Origin of the sequence: Geopseudomonas sagittaria, from assembly GCF_900115715.1 — a bacterium.
GTDB classification, from domain to species: domain Bacteria; phylum Pseudomonadota; class Gammaproteobacteria; order Pseudomonadales; family Pseudomonadaceae; genus Geopseudomonas; species Geopseudomonas sagittaria.
Window position 1 is genome coordinate 180,205 of record NZ_FOXM01000006.1, and the last position, 23,471, is coordinate 203,675.

General features: G+C 68.2%; 13 protein-coding genes. 10 read left to right on the forward strand and 3 right to left on the reverse strand.

Annotated features, from left to right (window positions below):
- The first annotated feature begins 97 nt into the window (after positions 1-97).
- From fnr to BM297_RS09770, 9 genes are all read left to right on the forward strand, one after another.
- Positions 98-859: a fumarate/nitrate reduction transcriptional regulator Fnr gene (fnr, locus tag BM297_RS09730; RefSeq protein WP_281250242.1), complete on the forward strand. Its 762-nt coding sequence runs from the start codon at positions 98-100 to the stop codon at positions 857-859.
- A gap of 143 nt (positions 860-1,002) precedes the next feature.
- A complete protein-coding gene (locus tag BM297_RS09735) occupies positions 1,003-1,539 on the forward strand; it encodes an Hsp20/alpha crystallin family protein (protein ID WP_092430680.1) in 537 nt (178 codons plus the stop codon).
- Between the two features lie 169 nt (positions 1,540-1,708).
- On the forward strand, positions 1,709-4,129 hold the full coding sequence (locus tag BM297_RS09740; protein WP_217648255.1) for a Lon protease family protein: 2,421 nt from the start codon (positions 1,709-1,711) through the stop codon (positions 4,127-4,129).
- A gap of 63 nt (positions 4,130-4,192) precedes the next feature.
- A complete protein-coding gene (locus BM297_RS09745) occupies positions 4,193-5,323 on the forward strand; it encodes a CapA family protein (RefSeq protein WP_092430682.1) in 1,131 nt (376 codons plus the stop codon).
- On the forward strand, positions 5,320-7,038 hold the full coding sequence (gene polX / locus BM297_RS09750; protein ID WP_092430684.1) for a DNA polymerase/3'-5' exonuclease PolX: 1,719 nt from the start codon (positions 5,320-5,322) through the stop codon (positions 7,036-7,038). Before BM297_RS09745 ends, polX begins: the two co-directional genes overlap by 4 nt.
- A 335-nt stretch (positions 7,039-7,373) precedes the next feature.
- On the forward strand, positions 7,374-9,191 hold the full coding sequence (ftsH, locus tag BM297_RS09755) for an ATP-dependent zinc metalloprotease FtsH (RefSeq protein ID WP_092430686.1): 1,818 nt from the start codon (positions 7,374-7,376) through the stop codon (positions 9,189-9,191).
- A gap of 114 nt (positions 9,192-9,305) precedes the next feature.
- On the forward strand, positions 9,306-11,582 hold the full coding sequence (locus tag BM297_RS21985) for a sensor histidine kinase (protein WP_092430688.1): 2,277 nt from the start codon (positions 9,306-9,308) through the stop codon (positions 11,580-11,582).
- Positions 11,583-11,586: 4 nt separating this feature from the next.
- Positions 11,587-12,021: a response regulator gene (locus BM297_RS09765; protein WP_092430690.1), complete on the forward strand. Its 435-nt coding sequence runs from the start codon at positions 11,587-11,589 to the stop codon at positions 12,019-12,021.
- Complete coding sequence (locus BM297_RS09770; protein WP_342742279.1) at positions 12,018-14,162, forward strand: putative bifunctional diguanylate cyclase/phosphodiesterase; 2,145 nt, start codon at positions 12,018-12,020, stop codon at positions 14,160-14,162. The genes BM297_RS09765 and BM297_RS09770 overlap by 4 nt, the downstream gene beginning before the upstream one ends.
- A gap of 113 nt (positions 14,163-14,275) precedes the next feature.
- Here BM297_RS09770 and BM297_RS09775 read toward each other — a convergent pair whose 3' ends face one another.
- A complete protein-coding gene (locus BM297_RS09775; protein WP_092430692.1) occupies positions 14,276-17,935 on the reverse strand; it encodes a translocation/assembly module TamB domain-containing protein in 3,660 nt (1,219 codons plus the stop codon).
- Positions 17,936-17,943: 8 nt separating this feature from the next.
- Positions 17,944-19,674 (reverse strand): autotransporter assembly complex protein TamA, encoded by a 1,731-nt coding sequence (locus BM297_RS09780; protein WP_092430694.1) that lies wholly within the window; start codon positions 19,672-19,674, stop codon positions 17,944-17,946.
- A 227-nt stretch (positions 19,675-19,901) separates the two neighbouring features.
- On the opposite strand from BM297_RS09780, the gene BM297_RS09785 reads away from it, so the two are divergent.
- Positions 19,902-20,912 (forward strand): DctP family TRAP transporter solute-binding subunit, encoded by a 1,011-nt coding sequence (locus tag BM297_RS09785; RefSeq protein WP_092430696.1) that lies wholly within the window; start codon positions 19,902-19,904, stop codon positions 20,910-20,912.
- 39 nt (positions 20,913-20,951) lie between these two features.
- On the opposite strand, the gene BM297_RS09790 is transcribed toward BM297_RS09785, so the two are convergent.
- On the reverse strand, positions 20,952-23,420 hold the full coding sequence (locus tag BM297_RS09790) for a patatin-like protein (protein ID WP_092430698.1): 2,469 nt from the start codon (positions 23,418-23,420) through the stop codon (positions 20,952-20,954).
- Positions 23,421-23,471: the final 51 nt, after the last annotated feature.

Consider the following 23,471-nt stretch of genomic DNA (forward strand, 5'->3'; position numbering starts at 1 on the left):
AGCGGCGAACTTGATCCTGATCAGGAACGGCCGTTTTTCAGTGATGACCTAGACTGGAAGATGCTCACCACTTATCTGCCTTGCGGGAGAGCTGCTTTTGATACCCGAAAACAATGGCCTGCCGCCCTCCGCTCGATGCTCGCGTGAACGCATCCACTGCGGCGCCTGCGCGATACGCCCGCATTGTTTTCCGGCCAACCTGAAGGGCGGCGAACTGCAGCAACTGGACAGCATCATCCTGCGCAGCCGCCCCCTGCAGAAGGGCGAACCCCTGTTCGATGCCGGTACCCCGCTCCACTATTTCCATGCGGTACGCAGTGGCGCCCTCAAGACCTACCTGCTGAGCCGCGAAGGCGAAGAACAGATCACCGGCTTTCACCTGCCCGGCGAGATTCTCGGCCTCGACGGCCTGGGCGCGTCCAGCCACCCGGGGTTCGCCGTGGCGCTGGAAACCAGCATGGTCTGCAGTATCCCGCTGGCCCGGCTGGAGGAGTTGGCCGGCAGCATTCCGCGCCTGCGCGCCGAGCTGCTGCGGGTGATGAGCGCGGCCATCCACGCCGATCACCAACAGCTGCGTCTGACCCGCAAGCCCGCCGCAGAGCGCCTGGCCGCCTTTCTGCTGGAGCTGTCGCAACGCTTTCTGCTGCGCGGCTATTCCGCGCAGAGCTTCATCCTGCCGATGAGCCGCTGCGAGATCGCCAACTACCTGGGTCTGACCAGCGAAACCGTCAGCCGCCTGCTCGCCCGCTACCGCGCCAGAGGCCTGGTGGAAATCCGCGGTCGCGAGGTGCTGCTCAAGGACGTGCAGCGGCTGCAGCAGCTGTGTGGGTTGTCCGCGGCGGCGCTGGCCGACGAGTAGGTCATTTGCAGATTGATGAAAGTCAAGGCGTCCGCCCCTGCGCCGCTACAGATTGGGGGCGCAATCCGTCAGGCCATGTCAGGCCATGTCAGGCCATGTCAGGCCATGTCAGGCCATGTCAGGCCATTTTGGAGGAGTCCGCGATGAACGAAGACAAGAAGATCCCTGTGGAAACCGAAGAAAAATCGACCAAACCCGCCAGTCCCACGTCCACTGCCCTGCGCCCACTGGAGGGCCTGCGCCGCCAGGTCGACCGGTTGTTCGAGGATTTCGACCGCGGTTGGCGGATGCCCTTTTCCCGCAGCGGCTTCGACATCGAGCCGTTCTGGCGTCGCGAGCTGAGCTTCACCGGCATGCCGGCCGTCGACATCATCGAGAAGGACGATGCCTTCGAGATCTCTGCCGAATTGCCGGGCATGGACGAGAAGAACATCCAGATCAAGCTGAGCGGCGGCAACCTGACCATCAAGGGCGAAAAGAAGGATGAGCGCGAAGAGAAGAAGAAGGACTACTACCTTTCCGAGCGGCACTACGGCTCCTTCCAGCGCACCTTCGGCATGCCCGAGGGTGTGGACCCCGAGAAGATCGAGGCGCACTTCAGCAAGGGTGTTCTGACCCTGACCCTGCCCAAGAAGCCCGAAGCACAGAAGGAAAAGACCATCAACATCAAGACCAGCTGACCCTGGCAAGCCCTGCCCGACTCCGGGCAGGGCTCCACCGCTCCAGGCACACCCACTCCACTTCTCCTGCGCCGAAACCGCCCGCCCGGCGCCAAGATATTTGCCTGCGGGTGATCTTTAATGGAATGCAGACGCCCGCGGGGCAGCCCCAAGGGTAAGGAGGCGCAGCTTGTCGAACCCTCACGAACTGACCGCCCAGCAGCTCTATCACGCCTGCGACGTGGCGATGCTGGGCTGCGACAGCACCGCCGACCTGCCCGATCTGGAGTCCGGCCTCGGTCAGGCGCGTGCGCTGGGTGCCCTGCACTTCGGCGTCGGCATCCAGCACGAGGGCTATAACCTCTATGTGATGGGCTCGCCGGGATTGGGCAAGCACGCCATCGTCCGCCAGTTGCTTGCCCAGCAGGCGGCCCAGGTGGAGACGCCCAGCGACTGGTGCTACGTCAACAATTTCCGCACGCCGCACAAGCCTGGCACGCTGCGTCTGCCCGCCGGTACCGGCGCCGTCCTGCAGGCTGACATGCGCACCCTCGTGCGCAGCCTGCTGGTCGCATTGCCGGCGGCGTTCGACAGCGACGAATACCGCAATGCGATGCAGACGCTCAAGGACAAGTTCAAGGCGCGCGAGGAACAGCTGTTCGGCGAGGTGGAAAGCGCGGCGCGGGCTGCCGGCATCGTCCTGCTGCGCACCCCGGCCGGCTTCACCCTGGCCCCGCTCAAGGACGGCGAGGTGCTCGACGCCGAGGCCTTCGACAAACTCTCCGCCGAAGAACGGCAGCAGATCGACGAGCGCAGCGAGCAGCTGCGCCAGATGCTGCGCCAGGCCCTGCATCAGGTCGCCACGGCCAGCCGCGAGCATGACCAGCAGGTGGAGCAGCTCAACGAGGCGGTCACCCGAGCCACGGTCGAGCGGCAGTTCGCCGATCTGGAAGCCCGCTACGCCACTCTCGCCCAGGTCACCGCATTCCTCGCCGAAGTGAAGCGCGACATCATCGAGAAGGGGCTGGAAATCTTCGGCTCGGCGCCGGCAGAACAGCTGCTCGACCGCCAGCGGCTGACCCCGTTCAACCGCTACTTCGTCAACGTGCTGGTGGACAATGGCGCAAGCCAGGGCGCGCCACTGATCTACGAGGATTACCCGAGCTACCAGAACCTGATCGGCCGCATCGAGCATCAGGCCCACATGGGCGCCCTGCACACCGACTTCACCCTGATCAAGGGTGGCGCCCTGCACCGCGCCAACGGCGGCTACCTGCTGCTCGACGCGCGCAAGCTGCTGACCACGCCGTTCGCCTGGGAGGCACTCAAGCGCGCGTTGCAGGCCCGCGAGCTGCGCATCCAGTCGCTGGAGCAGGTCCTCAGCCTGGCCAGCACCATCTCCCTGGAGCCCGACCCAATCCCGCTGGACGTCAAGGTGGTGCTGATCGGCGACCGCTGGCTCTACTACCTGCTGACCCAGTACGACCCGGAGTTCCCCCTGCTGTTCAAGGTCGAGGCGGACTTCGCCGAGGATTTCCCCCGCAGCGCGGAAAACACCCAACTGTACGCCCGCCTGATCGCCACCCTGCAGCGCCGCGAGCAGCTGCGGCCGCTGGACAGCGCGGCGCTGGCGCGGATGATCGAGCAGGCCGCGCGCGAGGCCGCCGATGGCGAGAAGCTGTCGTTGCACCAGCAGGATCTGCTCGACCTGCTGCGCGAGGCCGATTACTGGGCCGGCGAACAGCAGCACACACTGGTCCGCCGCGACGACGTCGAGCGCGCGGTGGCCGAGCGCCTGCACCGCGCCGACCAGATCCGCGAACGCCTGCTCGAGGCAACCCTGCGCGACCTGCACCACATCGACACCAGCGGCAGCTGCGTGGCGCAGATCAACGGCCTCGCCGTGCTGCAGCTGGGTGCCCATGCCTTCGGTCACCCGGCGCGGATCAGCGCCACGGCGCGCCTGGGCGACGGCAAGCTGATCGACATCGAGCGCGAGGTGGAGCTGGGCGGCGCGCTGCACTCCAAGGGGGTACTGATCCTCGGCGCCTATCTGGCCAGCCGCTATGGTGGCCAGGAGCCGCTGTCCTTCTCCGCCAGCCTGGTGTTCGAGCAGTCCTACGGCGGCGTCGAGGGCGACAGCGCCTCGGCGGCCGAGCTGTGTGTACTGCAATCGGCCCTGGCCGCCCTGCCCCTGCGCCAGGATCTGGCCATCACCGGCTCGGTGGACCAGCACGGCCGCATGCAGGTGATCGGCGGGGTCAACGAGAAGATCGAAGGCTTCTTCGACCTCTGCGCCGCCCGGGGGCTGACCGGCAGCCAGGGGGTGATCATTCCGCAGGGCAACATCCAGCACCTGATGCTGCGCCGCGCAGTGGTGGAGGCCGTGGCTGGCGGACGCTTTCATGTGTATGCCGTCGCGCATGCCGACCAGGCCATGGAACTGCTCACCGGCCAGCCAGCCGGCAGCGCCGACGCGCAGGGCCGGTTCCCGGCGGGGACGGTCAATGGCGCGGTGCAACAACGTCTGCGCGAACTGAGCGAGCTGCGGCAGCGCTATGCTCATCCACAACAGGACGGACCTGCCGGCAATGGGCAGACCGAGAAATGAACCCAGGGAGACACCCACTCTGATCGTCCCGGCGGCGGATCGAGCGCCGCAAGGTAGGCTCCCATGGCCAGCGTGCATCCACCCCTCAGTCTGTTTCTCCTCGGCGATGTCATGCCGGCCCGAGGCATCGACCAGATCCTGCCGCACCCCGGGGACCCACGACTGTACGAGGACTACGTGCACGATGCCCGCGACTACGTGGCGCTGGCCGAGCGGCGCTGCGGGCCCATCGAGCATCCGGTGGACTTCGCCTACGTGTGGGGTGATGCGCTGGCCGAGCTGCAGCAGCGTCAGCCCCAGGTGCGCCTGATCAACCTGGAAACCGCGGTGACCCGGCACGGCCGCCCGGAGCCCAAGGGCATCAACTACCGCATGACCCCGGAGAATTTCCCGCTGTTGCGCGCCGCCGGGATCAACTGCTGCGTACTGGCCAACAACCACGTGCTCGACTGGGGCGAAACCGGCCTGCGCGACACCCTGGACACACTCACCGCCCGTGGCATGCCCAACGCCGGCGCCGGCCTCGACCGCACCCAGGCCGAAGCCCCGGCCGTGCTGCCGCTTGCCGGGGGCGGCCGGCTACTGGTGTTCGCCTTCGGCCTGCCGGACAGCGGCATTCCGCTCTGGTGGGCGGCCGGGCCGCACCAGGCCGGCGTGGCGCGGCTGGACGACCTGTCGCCGCGCAGCCTGGCCCATGTCGCCAGCCTGGTGCGCACCGCCCGGCAGAGCGGCGACCGCGTGCTGGTGTCGCTGCACTGGGGCGACAACTGGGGCTTCGCGATTCCCGACGAACAGCGCGCCTTCGCCCACGGCCTGATCGAACAGGCCGGCGTCGACCTGGTCCACGGCCACTCCTCGCACCACATCAAGGGCCTCGAGGTGCATCGCGAACGGCTGATCCTCTATGGCTGCGGCGACCGCATCAACGACTACGAAGGCATCGAGGGCCACCCCGCCTTTCGGGGCGACCTGGGCCTGCTGTACTTCGTGCGCCTGCACGACGACGGCCGCCTGCAGGCACTGGAGATGGTGCCGACCATCCTGCAGCGGCTGCGCATCAACCGCGCCGATGGCGTCGATCGCCGCTGGCTGTTCGACACCCTGACCCGCGAATGCGCCAACTTCGGCTGCGGCATCCACATCCAGACCGACGGCGCCTTTGCCCTGACCTGGCCACGGAGTGGCGGGCCGTGACCGTCAGCAATGCCGAGATCGCCGCGGTACTCGAGGAAGTCGCCGACATTCTCGAACTGGAGGCGGCCAATCCCTTTCGCATCCGCGCCTACCGCAACGCCGCCCGCACCCTGCAGGCCTTCGCCCCGGACATCGCCAGCCTGCTGGCCAGCGGCCAGGCGCTGCCCAAGCTGCCGGGCATCGGCGAGGATCTGGCGGGTAAGATCGGCGAAATCGCCGGCACCGGCAGTTGCGCCCTGCTCCAGCGCCTGCGTGGCGAGGTGCCGGCCGGCCTGCGCGAACTGCTCAAGGTATCCGGGCTCGGTCCGCGGCGGGTCGCTCGCCTGTGGCACGAGCTGGGTATCCAGACCCCTGCCGAACTGCAGCAGGCCGCGCGCAGCGGGCAGATTCGCCAGCTGCACGGCTTCGGCGAGGGCAGCGAGGAAAAGCTCCTGCAATCGGTTGAACTGCTGTTGCATACCCCGCAGCGCTGGCTGCTGTCCCGTGTGGCGCCGATTGCCGAGCGCCTGCTCGATGCGCTGCGCGAAGTGCCGGGCGTGATCGAGGTGGCCACCGCCGGCAGCTTGCGCCGCTGTCGCGATACCGTGGGCGATCTGGACATCCTGGTCAGCGCGCGCCGCGGCAGCCCGGTGATCCAGCGCCTCACCGGCGATGCGCAGGTCGCCAGCGTGCTGGCCGCCGGCACCACCCGCGCCAGTGTGCGCCTGCACTCGGGCCTGCAGGTCGACCTGCGCCTGCTGTCGCCTCAGGCCTGGGGCGCCGGGCTGCTCTACCTGACCGGCAGCAAGGCGCACAACATCGCCCTGCGCCGCTTGGCCCAGGAGCGCGGCCTGAAGATCAGCGAATACGGGCTGTACCGCGGCAGGCAGCGCCTCGCCGGCGACAGCGAAGCGGCGATCTACCAGGCCCTCGGCCTGCCGTGGATCGCCCCGGAACTGCGCGAGGCGCGCGGCGAGATCGAGGCTGCGCAGGCTGGTACCCTGCCCCAGCTGGTGGAACTCGGCGACCTGCGCGGCGACCTGCACGCGCATACCCGCGCCAGTGACGGGCGCAACGGCCTCGAGGAAATGGCCTTGGCCGCCCAGGCCGCGGGGCTGGAATACCTGGCGATCACCGACCACTCGCGGCACCTGGCGATCACCCATGGCCTGGACGCCGACGGCCTGGCCCGGCAGATCGACGAGATCGACGCCCTCAACGAACGGCTGAGCGGCATCACCCTGCTCAAGGGCATCGAGGTGGACATTCTCGAGGACGGCAGCCTCGACCTGCCGGACAGCATCCTCTGCCGTCTCGATCTGGTCGTCGGCGCGCTGCACAGCGCCTTCACGCTCACCAAGGAGCAGCAGACCCGCCGCCTGCTGCGTGCCCTCGAGCACCCACACTTCAGCATCCTCGCCCACCCCAGCGGCCGCCTGCTCGGCGAACGCCCGCCGATCAACTGCGACTACTCCGCGTTGATCGCGGCGGCGCGCGAGCGCGGCTGCGCTCTGGAGCTGAACGCCCAGCCAGAGCGGCTCGACCTCAACGACCTGCACTGCCGCGAGGCGCGCGATCAGGGCGTCCCCATCGCGATCAGTTCGGATGCCCACAGCACCCTGGACTTCGCCGGCCTGCGCTTCGGAATCGGTCAGGCGCGGCGCGGCTGGCTGGAAGCCAGGGACGTGCTGAATACGCGGCCGCTCGGCGAAGTGCGGCGACTGCTCAAGCCCTGACCCCCAGCGTTTCTCGCGCCGCCCTGCACCAGCGCGCAATCCGCGCGAACTCCCACCCGCCCCTTCCCGCTGATTGCCCGTCAATGCACGGAGCGGAAATTCACTAATGGCGAACCTCCATTTCATTATGTTAAATAACGTAACCTGCAAACAGGCGCCCTGCCTGGCGGCGGCTGCCGGCAGCGCCTGCTGATCGCGTCGGGGAGCGAGTAAGGACGTGCCAGCCGGGGCCGCGGGTCTCTGCGCCAGTGGAATGACTGATGTCGACCCCCACCCTCCTCGGTCTGACGGGTCTATCCTGCACAGGCGGGGTTACGAGCGAACCGAGGTAGCGCATGGACAAGAAGTTTCCGTGGAACGCCTGGTACTTCCTGCTGGCCTTCAGCCTGCTGCTGATGTTCCAGGGCTGGTGGGCCGAGCGCCAGGCGGTCGAGCCGATCGCCTACAGCGAGTTCCTCAAGTTGCTCAACGAAGGCAAGCTGAGCGAGCTGAGCATCAACAACCAGCAGATCAGCGGCAAACTGCTGGAGCCGATCAACAACCGCAGCAGCTTCGTGACCAACCGCGTCGACCCGGCGCTAGCCGAGGAGCTGGCCGCCTCCGGGGCCAAGTTCAGCGCGGTCCGGGAGAACACCGCCCTCTCCAACCTGCTGTCCTGGTTGCTGCCGCTGGTGCTGATCTTCGCCTTCTGGAGCTTCCTGTTCCGCCGCCTGACCGACAAGCAGGGCCTCGGCGGCCTGGTCAGCGTCGGCAAGTCCAAGGCCAAGGTGTACGTGGAACGCGACACCGGGGTGACCTTCGAGGATGTCGCCGGCATCGACGAGGCCAAGGCCGAGCTGGAGGAAATCGTCTCCTTCCTCAAGGACCAGCCCAAGTACAGCCGCCTCGGCGCGCGGATTCCCAAGGGCATCCTGCTGGTCGGCCCGCCCGGCACCGGCAAGACCCTGGTGGCCAAGGCGGTGGCCGGCGAGGCTGGCGTGCCGTTCTTCTCCATTTCCGGTTCGGAGTTCGTCGAGATGTTCGTCGGCGTCGGTGCCGCGCGGGTGCGCGATCTGTTCGAGCAGGCGCGCCAGGCCGCCCCCTGCATCATCTTCATCGACGAGCTGGATGCGCTGGGCAAGATGCGCGGCGTGGGCGCCTTCGGCGGCAACGACGAGAAGGAGCAGACCCTCAACCAGCTGCTGGCCGAACTGGACGGCTTCGACCCGCGCGAAGGCGTGGTGCTGCTGGCGGCCACCAACCGCCCGGAGATCCTCGACCCGGCGCTGCTGCGCGCCGGCCGCTTCGACCGTCAAATCGTGGTCGACCGTCCGGACCGCAAGGGCCGGGTGGCCATCCTCAAGGTGCACATCAAGCGCGTGCAGACTGCCGCCGATGTCGACCTCGACCAGATCGCCGGCATCACCCCCGGTTTCACCGGCGCTGACCTCGCCAACCTGGTCAACGAGGCGGCCATCCTCGCCACCCGGCGCAGCGCCGAAAAGGTCGCCATGGACGACTTCACCCGCGCCGTCGAGCGCATCGTCGCCGGCGCCGAGCGTCGCGGCCGCCTGCTGCAGCCCCACGAGCGCGAGGTGGTGGCCTACCACGAGATGGGCCACGCCCTGGTCGCCAGCACCCTGCCGGGCATGGACCCGGTGCACAAGGTGTCGATCATCCCGCGCTCCATCGGTGCCCTTGGCTACACCCTGCAGCGGCCGACCGACGACCGCTTCCTGATCACCTACAGCGAACTGAAGGACCGCATGGTGGTGCTGCTCGCCGGGCGCGCCGCCGAGCAGTTGCTGTTCGGCGAGATCTCCACCGGTGCCGCCGACGATCTCGTCAAGGTCACCGACATTGCCCGGCAGATCGTCACCCGCTTCGGCATGAACGCCGACCTCGGCCAGGCGGTGCTGGAGCGCCAGGGCAACAGCTTTCTGGGCGAGAACGTGATCGCCATGCGCGAGAAGGACTATTCCGAGCAGACCGCGCGGGAAATCGACCTGGCCGTGCGCCAGTTGATCGACAAGGCCTACCGCCGCGCCGGGGAGATCCTCCTGCAACGCCGCGCCGATCTGGACGAAGGCGCCCGCCTGCTGCTGGAGCGCGAGACCATCACCCCCGACGACTTCCCGCCGCTGCGCCCGACCCCGGCGGCCAACAACAGCTGACCACCGCAGTCCTTTAGGCCAGCATGCGCAGGAGCGCAAGCGCCGGTTGTCACCCGCCACTGAAGCAGACATGATCGCCCGCAATCAATACAACGCGGGACAGCATTGCTGCCGATGAAGAATCGTCACCTGATCTTCCAAGCCTACCTGTACACCCTGGCGTTCACCCTGTTGGCGGTGGCCGGGGTCAGCCTGTTCGATCTCCTGGTACAACCGGCGCCCGGCCTCCACCGCCAGCAGTCGTTGTCTGACGGCATGCTGCTGGCGATCATTGCGCTGCTGTTGCTGCCTGCCCTGGGGGTTTGGCTGTTGCAGCGCCGGCGAGGCCACCCCGGCCCGCCCTCCTTCGACCGCCGCACCCTGGCGGCTGGTGCCTTCGGCGTGCTGCTGTCGACGCTCGGCTGGTATCTGCTCAACTTGCACAACGTCACCCTCATCACCGAGCAGAGCCAGCTGCTGCTCAACCGCATCAAGGACTCCGCCGAAGACACCCTCGCCACCCGCCTGGCGTTGATCCGGCGCATGGCCGAGCGCTGGGAGAACATCGGCAGCCTGCCTTCCGACTCGCTCTGGCAGCAGGAGACCGGCAGCTACCTGCGCGACCTGCCCGACCTGAACCTGCTGGCGATTGTCGACGCGAACCTTGTGGTCCGGCGCAGCGAGCAGCGCCAGCCGGCGGCCACTCGCTGGCTCGAGGATTTTCTCGCCGAGCCACAGCGACGTGCCTGGCTGCACGCGGTGCGCAGCGGGCGCAGCGCACACCTGAGCCCCTCGCAGGCGCGCCCCGGCGACCCTCCCCAAGCCCTGATCGCCATGCCCCTGAGCCTGCCCGGCGCCGAAGGCTGGCTGCTGGTCGCCAGCCTGGCCGTGAATGACACCCTGCACCGTGTCCTCGGCGATCACCTCGGCGAATTCGTCTTCCATGTCCACGAGGGCGAACTGCAGCTGTACGCCTCACTCGACAGCGGCTCGCCAGACCACAGCGTACCGGTCGGCGCGCAGCCGCTTGGCCTGGCGCAGACCCCAGCCTGGACCCTGAGCACCCACCTCGATCGCAACCACATGTATGCGTCGGGCCAGTACCTGGCGCTGCTCGTCCTGCTCTGCGGCCTGGCCCTGAGCTTTTTCCTGATGGTCAGCCAGCGCCTGGCCTGGCATGCCCAGCAGCAGGCGCAGCGCCTGCTGGAACAGCAGCAGTACGAAGCCGCGCAGCGCCGGATCATGGGCATGATCTCGACGCTGCAGCCGCTCGAGCAGATCCTGCGCGAACTCTGCCTGCTGATGGAACAAGGTAATCCCCGGGTGATCTGCTCGGTGCTGCTGGTCGACGACAGCCGCCAGCGCCTGACCATCGGTGCCGCCCCCAGCCTGGGCGAGCGCTACAACCAGGCCGTCGAAGGCCTGCGTATCGGCGAGGGCATGGGTGCCTGCGGCAGCGCCGCCTACCTGCGCCAACCGGTGCTGGTCGCCGACATCGCCAACGACCGGCGCTGGCAGGGCCTGCACCAGCTGGCCGCCGAAGAAGGGCTGCATGCCTGCTGGTCCACGCCCCTGCTGGCTGGCGACGGCGCCCTGCTCGGCACCTTCGCGATCTACCAGCGCGGCCCGCTGCAGGTGGATACCGAGCTGGAGGAGCTGGTGGCAACCGCCAGCCATCTGGCGACCATAGCCATCGAGCACCGGAACATCCTCGCCGAGCTGGAGCGCAGCAACCGCGAGCTGCAGGAGTTCGCCTTCGTTGCCTCCCACGACCTGCAGGAGCCCCTGCGCAAGATCCAGACCTTTGCCGAACGCCTGCAGAGCCGTGCCGACGCCCTCGACGAGCAAAGCCGCGACTACCTGGTGCGCATGAGTTCGGCGGCGGCCCGCATGCAGGCGCTAATCCGCGACCTGCTGGCCTACTCGCGGGTCGCCACGCGCCGCGAGCCGTTCGTCCATCTCGAGCTGGACCGCGTGCTCGACGAGGTGCTGCAGGACCTCGAGGGCACCCTGCAGAGCAGCGGCGCGCACATCGAGCGCGAACGACTGCCGGCCATCGAGGGCGACCCGTCGCAAATCCGCCAGCTGCTGCAGAACCTGCTGAGCAACGCGGTGAAATTCCACAAACCGGGCGAATTGCCAAACGTTCGCATCTATGCTGAAAATCAACCCACTGGCGAATGGCGCCTGTGCATCAGCGACAACGGCGTGGGATTCGACGAGAAGTACCTCGACCGCATCTTCAATCCGTTCCAGCGTCTGCACGGCCGTCAGCAGTACCCGGGCACGGGCATCGGGCTGGCGATCGTCAAGAAGATCGTCGAACGACACGGTGCCCGGTTGTCCGCCAGCAGCCAACCGGGGCGAGGCGCGACCTTTCGCGTCACCTTCCCCGCGTCGGACAAGGAGTAAAGTCATGCCGCGCGCCATCGCCGCCCCCATCCTGATTGCCGATGACGACCCCGACGACTGTCTGCTCACCCGCGAGGCGTTCAGCGAATGCCGGCTGCCCAACCGCGTGGACTTTGTCCAGGATGGCGAAGAGCTGCTGGACTACCTGAACCACCGTCCACCCTACAACGACGCCCAGCGCTACCCGCTGCCGGGCCTGATCCTCCTCGACCTGAACATGCCGCGCATGGATGGCCGGGCAACCCTGCACGCGCTCAAGGCAGACGCCGTGCTGTGCCGCATACCGGTGATCGTGCTCAGTACCTCCTGCGACGATGAGGATATTCGCCGCAGCTATGCGGCCGGGGCAGACTCGTTCATCAGCAAGCCGGCCAGCTACAGCGGCCTGCTAGAGGTGGTCCGCCGCCTCGGTGACTACTGCCTGGAAGCCGTCGAATGACCATCGGAGCCGCCCCGTCCATGAGCCTGCCCGAGCACCCGCTGCGCCTGCTGCTGATCGAAGATGACGAGGACGACTTCCTGATCATCCGCGACCTGCTGCGCGAGGCCGGCAACCTGCATTACGTGCTGGAATGGGTGGACAGCTTCGAACGCGGCCTGAACGCCATCGACAGCGATGCCCACGACCTCTATCTGATCGACTACCGGCTCGGCGCCGACTCCGGCCTGGAACTGGTGCGCCATGCCAGCGCCCGCGGCATGCAGCATCCGTTGATTCTCCTCACTGGCCAGGACGACAGCGATCTGGACGCTCGCGCCATCGAACTGGGTGCCTCGGACTATCTGGTCAAGGGCCAGTTCGACGGTCGCCTGCTCGGGCGCAGCATCCGCTACGCTCTGGAGCGCGCCACCGCGCGCGAGCGGCTGAGCCGCAGCAATACCCGTTCCACTCTGCTGCAACGCTGCCTGGAAGCCAGCTACAACGGCGTGCTGATCGTCGATGCGCGGGCGGCCGACCAGCCGATCATCTACGCCAACCAGGCCTTCGAGCGCATCACCGGCTACCGCGAGGAAGAAGTGCTCGGCCGCAACTGCCGCTTCCTGCAGGGCAACCAGACCCAGCAACCCGGCATCGCCGAGATCCGCCGCTGCATGGCCGAACAGCGCGAGGCGCACGTGGTGCTGCGCAACTTCCGCAAGGACGGCAGCGCCTTCTGGAACGACCTGTACATCGCCCCGGTGCCGGACGAGCGCGGCGTGATCACCCACTACATCGGTGTGCAGAACGACATCTCCGAACGCAAGCGCTTCGAGTCCGAGCTAGCCTACAACGCCAGCCACGACGTGCTCACCGGCCTGCCCAATCGCTCCCTGCTGGAGGATCGCCTGCTGCAGGGCTGCCAGATTGCCCGGCGCTACGCGCGGGAACTGGCGGTGATGCTGATCGATCTCGACGGCTTCAAGCCGATCAACGACACCCTTGGCCACGCGATGGGCGACAAGATACTGGTGGAAGTCGCCCAGCGCATGAACGCGCAGATCCGCCCGGGCGACACCCTGGCCCGCCTCGGTGGCGACGAGTTCGTCGTGCTGCTGCCCGACCTCGCCCATGGCGAGGATGCGCTGCTGGTGGCCGAACGGCTGATCCACAGCATCGCCCGCCCCTACCATTTCAACGAGCTGGAACTGCACGTCACCGCCAGCATTGGCATCACCCTCAGCGACGGCGACATCGAGCAGCCGATGAAGCTGATCCAGGAAGCCGACCTGGCCATGTACCAGGCCAAGCAGCACGGCCGCAACAACTACCAGTGGTACACCGAGCACCTCAATCAGGAAGTCAGCGAGCGCATGACCCTGCGCAACGAGCTGCAGAAAGCCATCGAGACCATGAGCTTCGAGCTGCACTACCAGCCGCAGATCGATGCGCGCAGCGGCGCCGTGATCGGCAGCGAAGCGCTGTTGCGCTGGCCGCACGCCGAGCGCGGCATGATCTCACCCATGCAGTTCATTCCGGTGGCCGAGGACACCGGGCAGATCATTCCGATCAGCCAGTGGGTGCTGGATACCGCCTGCCGCCACAATCGCCAGCTGCTCGACCAGGGACTGGCCCGTGGTGCTGTGTCGGTGAACATCTCGGCCGTGCACTTCCTGCGCAGCAACTTCGTCGAGACCGTGCGCCGCGCTCTGGACAACAGCGCTCTGCCGGCGCACCTGCTGGAGCTGGAGATCACCGAAAGCGTGCTGCTGAAAAACGCCGAGCGAGCCATCGAGCTGCTCCACGAGCTGCGCGCCCTGGGTGTCGGCCTGGCGCTGGACGACTTCGGTACCGGCTACTCCAGCCTCAGCTACCTGAAGGACCTGCCAATCGACAAGGTGAAGATCGACCGCTCCTTCGTCCACGAACTGATCAGCGACCGCCGCGACGCTGCCATCACCCAGGGCATCATCTCCATGGCCCACCACCTCGACCTCATGGTGGTGGCCGAAGGCGTGGAGACCGCCGAACAGGCCGACTTCCTCAGCCGCAACCAGTGCGACGCCTTCCAGGGCTACCTCTACGCCCGGGCCATGCCGTTTGCCGAGCTGGAGCGCTACCTGCAACAGGCCAGGCAGCCCGGGAAAACGCTGAAGAAGTAGTCATTCCCTCAGACGGGGATCCGCAAGGCGCACAGCACCTGCCGCCCGCCTGCGCGGGAGCGACGACAGGTGCCTTTTCCCGCGGTTGCCGAAGTGGCTTGTTCAGCGCCTGCTCAGTAATCCCGCTTGTAGAACAGATCCAGCGAGCTGGCCAGGCCGCTGGCGGCCTCCAGGTAGAGCTTCTTGGTCAGGTCGTAGCGCAGGGCGAAGACGTTGCCCTGCTCGAACACGCCGACGCCATAACGCAGGCTGAGCTTCTCCGAGAGGTAGCCGCTGGCCGCCACGCTGCTGGACGCGCCTGTGCCTTCGCTTTCCAGCAGGAAGTCCCTGATCCCGAGGCGCTCGGCGATGGCGCCACCCACCGGCGTGCCACCGGCCAGGCCCAGGGCCAACGCGGCCTGGCTGAGCATGTCACTGTCGCCGCTGCTGCCCGGGGCGCGGCCGAGCACCAGATAGGACAGCGCCTGCTCCTGGCTCATCGCCGGCTCGGAGAACACCTCGCTGACCGGCGCATCGGCGCGGCCGCTGATGCGCAGGCCGGCGGTGACATCGTCGACCTTGCGGATCGCCTCGATGTCCAGCAGCGGCTGGTCGATGGGGCCGGCGAAGATCAGCCGCGCTCGGCGCAGGGTCAGGCGCTGGCCATAGGCGCGGTAGCGGCCGTTCTCCAGGTCGAGGGTGCCGCGGCTGTCGAGGTTGTCGCGCAGGCGCAGGTTGCCCTTGATGTCGGCGGTCAGGCCGAAGCCGGCAAAGCGCAGGCGCTCCGCGCCGAGGGCCAGGCGCAGGTCGATCTTCAGGCCGGGGGCGGCCGCGGCAGCCGGCTGCTGGCCGACGATCTGCGCATCCCCGGAAACCCTGACCGTCTCTGGTGGCAGATCGCGCACGGTGATCTGCCCGCGCGGCACGGCCACCTGCCCGCCGAGGGTGAACTGGTTGTCACGCAGGCTGAGCTGCAGGTCGGGTTCGACCTCGAGGTTGGCGTAGGGCTCGACCACCGCCGGCAGGCGGCTGCCACGGACCTGCAGGTCCATCTGCGGCGTGCCGGCCCAACTCAGGCTGCCGGCGACGCTGCCCTGCCCCTGCGCGCCACTGCGCCAGCTGCCGTCGAGCTGCGCCTGCTGGCCACTGATCTGCAGGGCCAGCTGCAGCTGCTCGAAGGTGAGCGGCAGCTCGCCGCCACTGAGGTGGCCGTCGCGCAGCTGCACGCGACCATTGACCACCGGCGCCAGCAGGCTTCCGGCCAACCGGCCGCTGCCATCGATGCGCCCCTCGATGCGCTCGACCTGGCGGGCGAACGGTCGCGCCAGGGCGAGGTCCAGGCCATCGAGGCGGAAACTGCCGGACAACGGCTTGTCCTGCGGGCTCGGGTCAATGCGCGCATCCAGCTCCAGCGCGCCGAGGGTCGGGCCGGACAGGAGCAGTCGGCTGTCGATCTGCTGCGGGCGCAGCTGGCTGGTGAACAGCAGCTGCCGGTAGGGAATCTCCAGCCACTGGCCGCGCTCGCGGATGCGCAGCTGGCCGCTGCCGGCGTCCAGGCGCAGCTCGCCGTTGGGCCCGCTGGCCGGCAGGTCGAGGCGCACATCGCCGTTCACCCGGCCGACCAGGGCCGTGCCGCGCGGCAGGCTGCGGCGCAGGCGCGCCAGATCGAAATCGCGCAGGCGCAGGCGCAGTTGCGGCTCGGGCAGCAGGCGCTGGTTGTCGGCGCACAGGCTGGCCTCCTCCGAGTGCCAGCAATGGGCGCCCAGGGTGATCCGTCCGGCGGCGGTTCGCTCCAGGCTGGCCGGGCGCTGCAGCTGCCAGTCGAAGCCGGCGGCACTGGCGGCGCCGCGACTCAGGCTGCCGCGCCAGTCCTGCTGGTGGTCCAGACCACCGGCCAGGGCCAGGGCCAGACGCAGCGGCTCGCCGTCGAGGTTCAGCTCGACGCTGTGCTGCTGCCGGCTGCCGCTGCCCTTGAGCGCCAGCTGGCCGAAGTCGCTGTCGCCGCTGCGCAGGCCACGGGCGTCCAGTTGCACAGTGGCGTGCTGGCGGGCATCGAGGCGGGCATCCAGCGCCAGCTCCCGCACCAGCTGCTGCGCATGGCCCAGTCCCTTACCCTGCACCACAAGACTGCCCTGCGGCGCAGCCAGGGTTCCGGCCAGCTTGAGTTCGCCCGTGGCTTGCCCGTGCAGCTCGGGCCACAGCTGGTCGAGGCGCGCCAGCGCCAGCCTGAACTGGCCGTCCAGCCGCTCATTCAGCGCGCCCTGGCCGTCGATGCGGTTGTCGCCCAGACGCAAGGCCAGCTCGGCCAGTTGCCAGCGCTGGTTCTCGCCCTGCAGGCGGCCCTTTAAGTCCAGCGGCTGCTGGCGCAGCTGGCCGTCCAGCCCCCAGTCGGCCTGCAGTTGCAGCCGGCCATCGCGCAGCTCGCCGCTGCTGGCCACTTTGCCGCCGATGCGTCCGGGCAACTCCTTGAGCCAGTAGGCCGGATCGAGCTCGGCCAGCTGCAGGCGGGTCTGCCAGCTGAAGGCTTCGGCAAAGCCGAGCGCCAGTTCGCCCTCCGCCCGGCCCTTGCCGGCGTCCAGGCGCAGCTCGGCCAGCTGCAGCTGGCCATGATCGCCCTGCAGCGGGCTGCGCAAGCGCAGCGGCCCGGCCGGGCTCTGCAGGCGGACATCGAAATCGCCCTGGTAGCGGCTGTCGGCATAGTTGAGCGCGGCCTGCAGCTGCTGGAGCTCCAGATCGACACCTTCCTGCGGATACAGCTGCTGCCAAGCGAAGGCGCCGCCCTCGAGGGTCAGGTCGGCGGCGAAGGTCTCGCGCCAGTCGAGGCTGCCGGCGAGCTGCAGGGTTTCGCCGGCAGCGTCCCGCAGGCGCAGGCGCTCGACCTGCGCACCGCCGGCAGCCACGCTGCCGCGCAGCGCCACGCTCACCGGCTGCGCCGTTCCGGCCAGGGTGGCGGTGCCGTCCAGTGCATAGCCCTCGCGCAGGGTGCCACTGGCGCTCAGAGCGAGGGTGGTGAAGCGCAGGCTCGGCGGCAGGCTGGTCAGGGCCTGGAAATCCGTGGCGGTGAGCTTGACGTCCAGCGGCAACCCTTCCCCCAACGGCTGCAGCCAGCCACGCAGCTCGCCGTTCAGGTAGCCCTCGCTGTGCGCCACCAGCTCCAGGCGCTGCAGCAGGCGGCCGTCCAGCTGCAGGCCGAGCTGCCAGGCCCGCTCGTCCACCGGCGGCAGTTGCAGGGTGGCGCGGGCGCGCAGCGGCCAGTCGCCGTGGGGCTGCAGACTCAGTTCGCTGAGGGTCAGGCGCAGGTCCGGGCGCTGCAGGTCCACGGCGGACAGCTGCAAGCCCTGGCGATCCAGGCGGGCAGCCAGTGCCAGGTCATGCAGCTGCTGCACGCCATTGATCTCCAGGCTGCCCAGCTGCAGACGCTGGATGGCCACGCCCAGCGGCAGGCGGATATCCGGCAGGCTCAGCGGCGCGCTGGCGGCGTCCTCCGCGGCGGGCGGCAGCTCCAGCTGCAGGCGCGTGGCGCTCAGCTCGTCGAGGCACAGCAGCTGCTGGCGCAGGCAGGCCAGGCGGTTGACCACCTTGAGCTGCTCCAGCGCCACCCGCGTCTCCCCGGACTGCCAACGCAACGCACCGGCGCTCCAGTCGCCGAGCAGGCGACCACGGAAATCCTCCACCGCCAGGCCCGGCACCCGACCGAGCAGCCAGCGGCTGCCGGTTTCGGTCGCCGGCAGGGCGAGCACGGCGGCCAGCGCCAGCAGCGGGAGAAGCCCGGCGATGCCCAGCCAGCGCAGCATTCGCCTCTTCACAGCTCCGGCCCCATGGAGAAGTGGATGCGAAAGCCCGACCCCTCATCCTGGTCCAGCGCGTGGGCCAGGTCCAGGCGCAACGGGCCGACCGGCGACACCCAGCGCACGCCGATGCCGACGCCGGTCTTCAGCGGGTCGCTGAAGCCGTCGATGGCGTTGCCGTGGTCGACGAAGGTGGCCAGGCGCCAGCGCTCGCGCAGCGGGTACTGGTATTCCAGGCTGCCGACCAGCAGATAGCGGCCACCGACACGATCGCCCTCGCTGTCGCGCGGCGACAGGGTCTGGTAGTCGTAGCCACGCACGCTCTGGTCGCCGCCGGCGAAGAAGCGCAGCGAAGGCGGAATGGCGGCGAAGTCGTTGGTGGCGATGCCGCCGAACTGCACGCGCCCCAGCAAGCGGTGCCCGCCGGCGAAGCTGGTCAGGCCCTTGGCCAGCAGGTTGAGGTGCAGCAGGTCGGTATCCGACAGCAAGGCTCGGCTGGCGCCGGTGAGGTCCGCCTGCAGGCGCCAGCCGCGACTGGGATCGATCTTGTGGTCGCTGACCGTGCGACTGAAGCCGATACCCGGCAGCAACAGGGTACTGCGCCCCTCATCCTCACCGGTGGTGAAGCGCTCCTGCTCCCAGCGCAGCGAGACGATGCGCTGCCACTCGTTCTCCGGCAGGTGCTGCCACTGGGCGCCGAGGGTCAGCCGCTCGCTCTCGGTGTCGACCAGATCTTCCATCTGGTAGCCGGTGGTGAAGCGCAGACTGTCGGTCATCGGCGGATCCAGCGGGATCTCGTACCAACTGCTGATGTTCTGCCGTGGGCTGGAGAACTCGAAGTCTGCGCCCAGGCGATGGCCTTGCGCGCCGCGCCAATGCCGCCGCCAGGTGCCACGCAGGCGTGGACCGACGTCGGTGGAGTAACCCGCACCGGCTGCCAGGGTGCGCGGCTTGCGCGCCTGCAGGCGCACCTGCACCGGGATGGTATGGTCCTCGGCCTGCTCCGGCGCGGCATCCACCCGCACGTCCTCGAAATAGCCGCTGGAGACCAGCGCGCGGTTCAGTTCGCCGATCAGGTCGGAGTCGTAGGGCACGCCAGCCTGGAACGGCACCATGCGCGCCAGCAGGTCGGCGTCGAACGGCGTCTCGCCCTCGAACTGCACCTGGCCCAGGTGATAACGCGCGCCGCTCTGGTAGACCAGATGGATGTCGGCCACCCCGGCCTCGGGATCGACCAGCAGGCTCTGCTCGACGAAGCGCCCGTCGAAGAAGCCGAAGCGCAGCGCCCGGTTGCGGATCAGCCGCTTGGCATCCTCGTAGGCGCCGTGGTCGAGCACCGCGCCCGGCGCCAGCTTGGCGCTGCGCGGTACGCCAAAGCGCGGGAACTGCGCGGCCTCGCCTTCAACGCGGATCTCCACCGTGCGCAGACGCACCGCCTCGCCCCGCTCGATGTGCAGGCGCAGCAGCGGGTTGCCATCCTCTTCCAGCACTTCGCTGCGGATCTTCGCCCGGTAGTAGCCCAGCGCCTGCAGCGCCTTGGCGGCCTCGCGCTCGGCGTGGCGGGAGAAGCGCTGCAGGCTGCGCAGATCGCGATCGCCCAGCTCGCCGACGTGCGCCTCGACATTCTCGCGCAGTGCCTTGCTTCTGGGTGACAGCAGCACCTCCAGCTCGGCCGCGGCGGCACCGCTGGTGGCGACCAGCAGGGCGAGCAGCACGGCGGGGGCGGAAAGGAAAATGCTTTTCATGCTCCCGATCCTAGCACGCTCGTCGGATATTTCCGGCTATTCACCCTGCGCGACCCTGTGGCGGATTTCCGCCAAATCATCAGCCAACAACGGCGAAAAGCCGCCATCACAACGTGATCCACATCACCCTTTGCATTCCACCAGCCCATTCCTGAGCGTGTGGCACAGCTATTGCCCTGTCGACAGGTCCCTCACGGGCCGAAAAACAGAAGAAAAGGGAATCCCCCATGCTGAAAACACTGCTGGCCGCCGGCCTCGCCACCGGACTGCTCCTGCCGAGCGCCATCGTCCAGGCGGCCGCGGCCGCCGAACCCATCGTGATCCGCTTCGCCCACGTGGTGACGGAGGACACCCCCAAGGGCCAGGGTGCCCTGCTGCTGCAGAAACTGGTCACCGAACGCCTCGGCGACCGGGTGAAGGTCGAGGTGCACGCCAACTCCAGCCTGTTTGGCGATGCCGAGGAGCTGGCCGCCCTGCAGCGCGGCGAGGTACAGCTGCTCGCGCCGTCGCTGGCCAAGTTCGAGCAGTACACGCCCAAGCTCAAGGTGTTCGACCTGCCCTTCCTGTTCGACGACCTGGCGGCGGTCGACCGCTTCCAGCAGCGCCCGACCGGTCGCGACCTGCTGCTGTCGATGAACCAGCACGGCATCATCGGTCTGGCCTACTGGCACAACGGCATGAAGCAACTGTCCGCCAGCCGTCCCCTGCAGCAGCCGGCGGATGCCCGCGACCTGAGTTTCCGCATCCAGTCGTCCAAGGTGCTCGAGGCGCAGTTCGCCGCCGTCGGCGCCAAGAGCGTCAAGCTGCCATTCGCCGAGGTGCGCGGCGCGCTGCAGAGCGGCAAGGTGCAGGGGGCGGAAAACCCCTGGTCGAACCTCTACAGCCAGCAGCTGCACCAGGTGCAGCCCTACATCAGCGAGACCAACCACGGCGTGCTGGACTACATGCTGGTGAGCAACGCGCGCTTCTGGTACGGCATTCCCCACGAGATCCGCAGCGAGCTGGAGGCGATCATCGACGAGGTGACCTACGCGGTGAACCAGCAGGCCGCGCGCCTCAACGCCGCCGACCGCGAGCGCATCGCCGCCTCCGGGCAGAGCCGGATCATCGCCCTCAGCGACGCGGAGCGCGCCGCCTGGCGGGCGGCCATGCAACCGGTGTGGCAGCAGTTCGAAGGCGAGATCGGCGCCACCGTGCTGCGCGCCGCCAAGGCGGCCAACCGCACGACGCGGAACTGAGTGTTGCAGGCACCGCTCGGCGCGCGGTGCCTGCAGCCGCTACAGCCGGCTGACCGCGTCACTGATGCGGGCGAGCAGCTCGGGGACCAGCTCCAGGCGCCGTCCCTCCTCCTCCAGCACCCGCTCGAAGGCGCGCTTCTTCAGCGCGTCGACCGCCAGACCATCGCGCAGATTGGCCGGCACGGTGCTGAGCAGGATGTCGAACAGCCGATCCACCGCATGCAGGCGCCCCCACAGGTAGTCGTTCTCGCGCACCGCCCGGCCGAGGAAACCGCCGAAGCCGGCGAACGAGCTGCCCAGCAGCACCGGCTTGCCCTCGTCGAGGACGATGCTGCTGGCGTCTTCCGGGCTGATGCGGTCGACCAGAATCTCCTCGATCGGTCCCTCGTCCAGCGACAGCGCGCTGGCCGTCGGGCGCAGGATCACGTCCCAGAAGAAATAGCCGAGGTAGCCGGTGAGGATGGCGATGCGGCTCTGCTCCTTGAGCCCCTGCACCAGCGACGAGGCCAGCGCCGTGTCCGAATCGTCGGCACTGCGCGCCATGTCGCACTCCTGGGCCAGCCGTTCGATCAGATGGCTGAGCGCGGCAACCGCCTCCGGGTCGGCGTCCACCACCTCGGCGGTGAGCGGGCGCTGCTCCGCCCAGTCCTCGAGAAACAGCTCGCGGCAGGCGTTCAGCGCGTGGCGGCTGAGGAAGTCGAGGTCGTCGTAGGCGGCCAGCTCGGTGATGCACTTGTGGATCTTGATCTTCAGCAGGTCGAGGGCCTCGGTCTCCTCCTCGGCGGCCGGACCCTCGCTGACGTCGGGGTAGAGTTCGTTGATCTCGTGCAGCACGAAGTTCAGCCGGCGCCTTTTGTAGATCAGCCCGAAGTCGAGGATCATCCGCGCGAACAGCGGCAGGTCGACGTTGCGGTACAGGTTCGCCGACATCGCATAGGTCTCGGCAATGATCTCCTGCCGGCGCGCCCAGGCCTCGATGGCCTCCTGGACACGCCGTGCCTCTGGCGAGTCCGGCGCGTACTGGCAGGCGGTGGCGATCAGCCGCACGATGAAGTCCAACGCCTCGAAGATCAGCGAACGCAGCCAGGCGTCGTAGACGACCGAGGTGCCGGACAGCAGGGTGATCGACAACAGCCGCCAGTGACGCAGGTCCTCGACGGTGAACTCGCCCTTCAGCCGCCCCTCGGTCTCCGCCTCGATCAGTCGGGCGATCTGCGGGCGGGCATTGAGGATGGCCGCCTTCAGCCGCCGCGCCTGCACGTTGTAGCGGCTGATCATCGCCAGTTCGTTGTACACCGGGTCGTTGCGCGGCAGATCGGTGAATGCCCCGCGCAGGGTGGCGAAGAAGCCCGGCACGCCGCTGCCCCGCGGTAGCTTGGTGCTTTTCGGATGCGGGTCGATGTACACCAGGCGACGGTCCACCTCGCGGAAGGCACCGTGGGTACGGATCGCCTCGACACAGGCCATGATCGGCTTGTTGTCGAGGATGCTGCCGTCCACCAGCACCGCTTCCTCGGGGTTCTCGCCGCGCTCGCGATAGTTGCGGAAGTTCTCCGCCAGAAAGCGCGAGCGCGCCGGCCAGGGCAGGTGTCGCTCGGCCAGCAGGTCATCGATCTCGCGCAGCTGAGCGGGCGGAAAGCCGCCGGGATAGGACGCCGAGGCGCGGCCGGCGAAGGCCAGCGAGGGGAAGTTGTCGGCATCGAAGTCGCTGAGCAGATGGCCGGTCTTGCGGTGTTCGAGAGCGAAGCGCAGCAGATGGCGGTGCTCGCGCTCGTAGACCACCGGCGGATCGTGGATGAAGATTGGCCGCTCGAGGCCGCGAAAATCCGTCACCGTCACCAGCAGGTCGAGCCGCTCCCCCTTGGGCAGCAGTGAATCCCAGGCCGAGCCGGAATCATGCATGGCGGTCAGGCCGTCGAGCATCAGCGAACTCAGCAGCCGGCCATCGAGCGGTGGCTTGAACCAGCGCGAGCGCAGGAACACCGAGATGCGCTTGCCCATCTCGGCATCCGCCTGCCCCGGCAGCAGGCCCTCGCGGCCGAGGCGCGACAGCAGCGGGCGCAGCAGCGGCCAGAAATACCACTTGCTCCACATCCGCGCCTTGGCTTCGGGCGCCAGCAGGTTGAGCATGTCGGCCTGCTCCAGCCACATGCTGGTGATCGGCATCAACGAGCGGTCGTGGGCCAGGGCGGCGGACAGGGTGATGCCGTTGATCCCGCCCGCCGAGGAGCCGGCGACGACGTCGACGATCACCCGCAGGGCCATGTCCTTGCCCAGGGCATCGAGGAACTCGCGGTAGATGTCGCCGGTGGAGCGCTCTGGCTCGTCGGGATAGTGCTGGTGAAAACTGCGGCCAGGCCCGACATCCTCGTCGCCGGAGCGGCCGGCGTGATAGACCTTCGAGGCGCGCACCAGATTGAGGATTTCCCGGTTGATGCCGTGCTGGTAGACCGCGAGGGAGACCCCGCCGAAGAACACCAGCGCCAAGCGGAGTTCTTTCTCTTTCATGGTCGCTCCGTTGCGGACGCGGCGCCTTTGCAAGTCATCGCCGGGGCGGCT

Coding starts and splice junctions, on each gene's coding strand:
- BM297_RS09735 (WP_092430680.1), top strand. CDS start 1,003: ATGAACGAAGACAAGAAGATCCCTGTGGAAACCGAAGAAAAATCGACC.
- BM297_RS09745 (WP_092430682.1), top strand. CDS start 4,193: ATGGCCAGCGTGCATCCACCCCTCAGTCTGTTTCTCCTCGGCGATGTC.
- ftsH (WP_092430686.1), top strand. CDS start 7,374: ATGGACAAGAAGTTTCCGTGGAACGCCTGGTACTTCCTGCTGGCCTTC.
- BM297_RS21985 (WP_092430688.1), top strand. CDS start 9,306: ATGAAGAATCGTCACCTGATCTTCCAAGCCTACCTGTACACCCTGGCG.
- BM297_RS09765 (WP_092430690.1), top strand. CDS start 11,587: ATGCCGCGCGCCATCGCCGCCCCCATCCTGATTGCCGATGACGACCCC.
- BM297_RS09770 (WP_342742279.1), top strand. CDS start 12,018: ATGACCATCGGAGCCGCCCCGTCCATGAGCCTGCCCGAGCACCCGCTG.
- BM297_RS09775 (WP_092430692.1), bottom strand. CDS start 17,935: ATGCTGCGCTGGCTGGGCATCGCCGGGCTTCTCCCGCTGCTGGCGCTG.
- BM297_RS09780 (WP_092430694.1), bottom strand. CDS start 19,674: ATGAAAAGCATTTTCCTTTCCGCCCCCGCCGTGCTGCTCGCCCTGCTG.
- BM297_RS09785 (WP_092430696.1), top strand. CDS start 19,902: ATGCTGAAAACACTGCTGGCCGCCGGCCTCGCCACCGGACTGCTCCTG.
- BM297_RS09790 (WP_092430698.1), bottom strand. CDS start 23,420: ATGAAAGAGAAAGAACTCCGCTTGGCGCTGGTGTTCTTCGGCGGGGTC.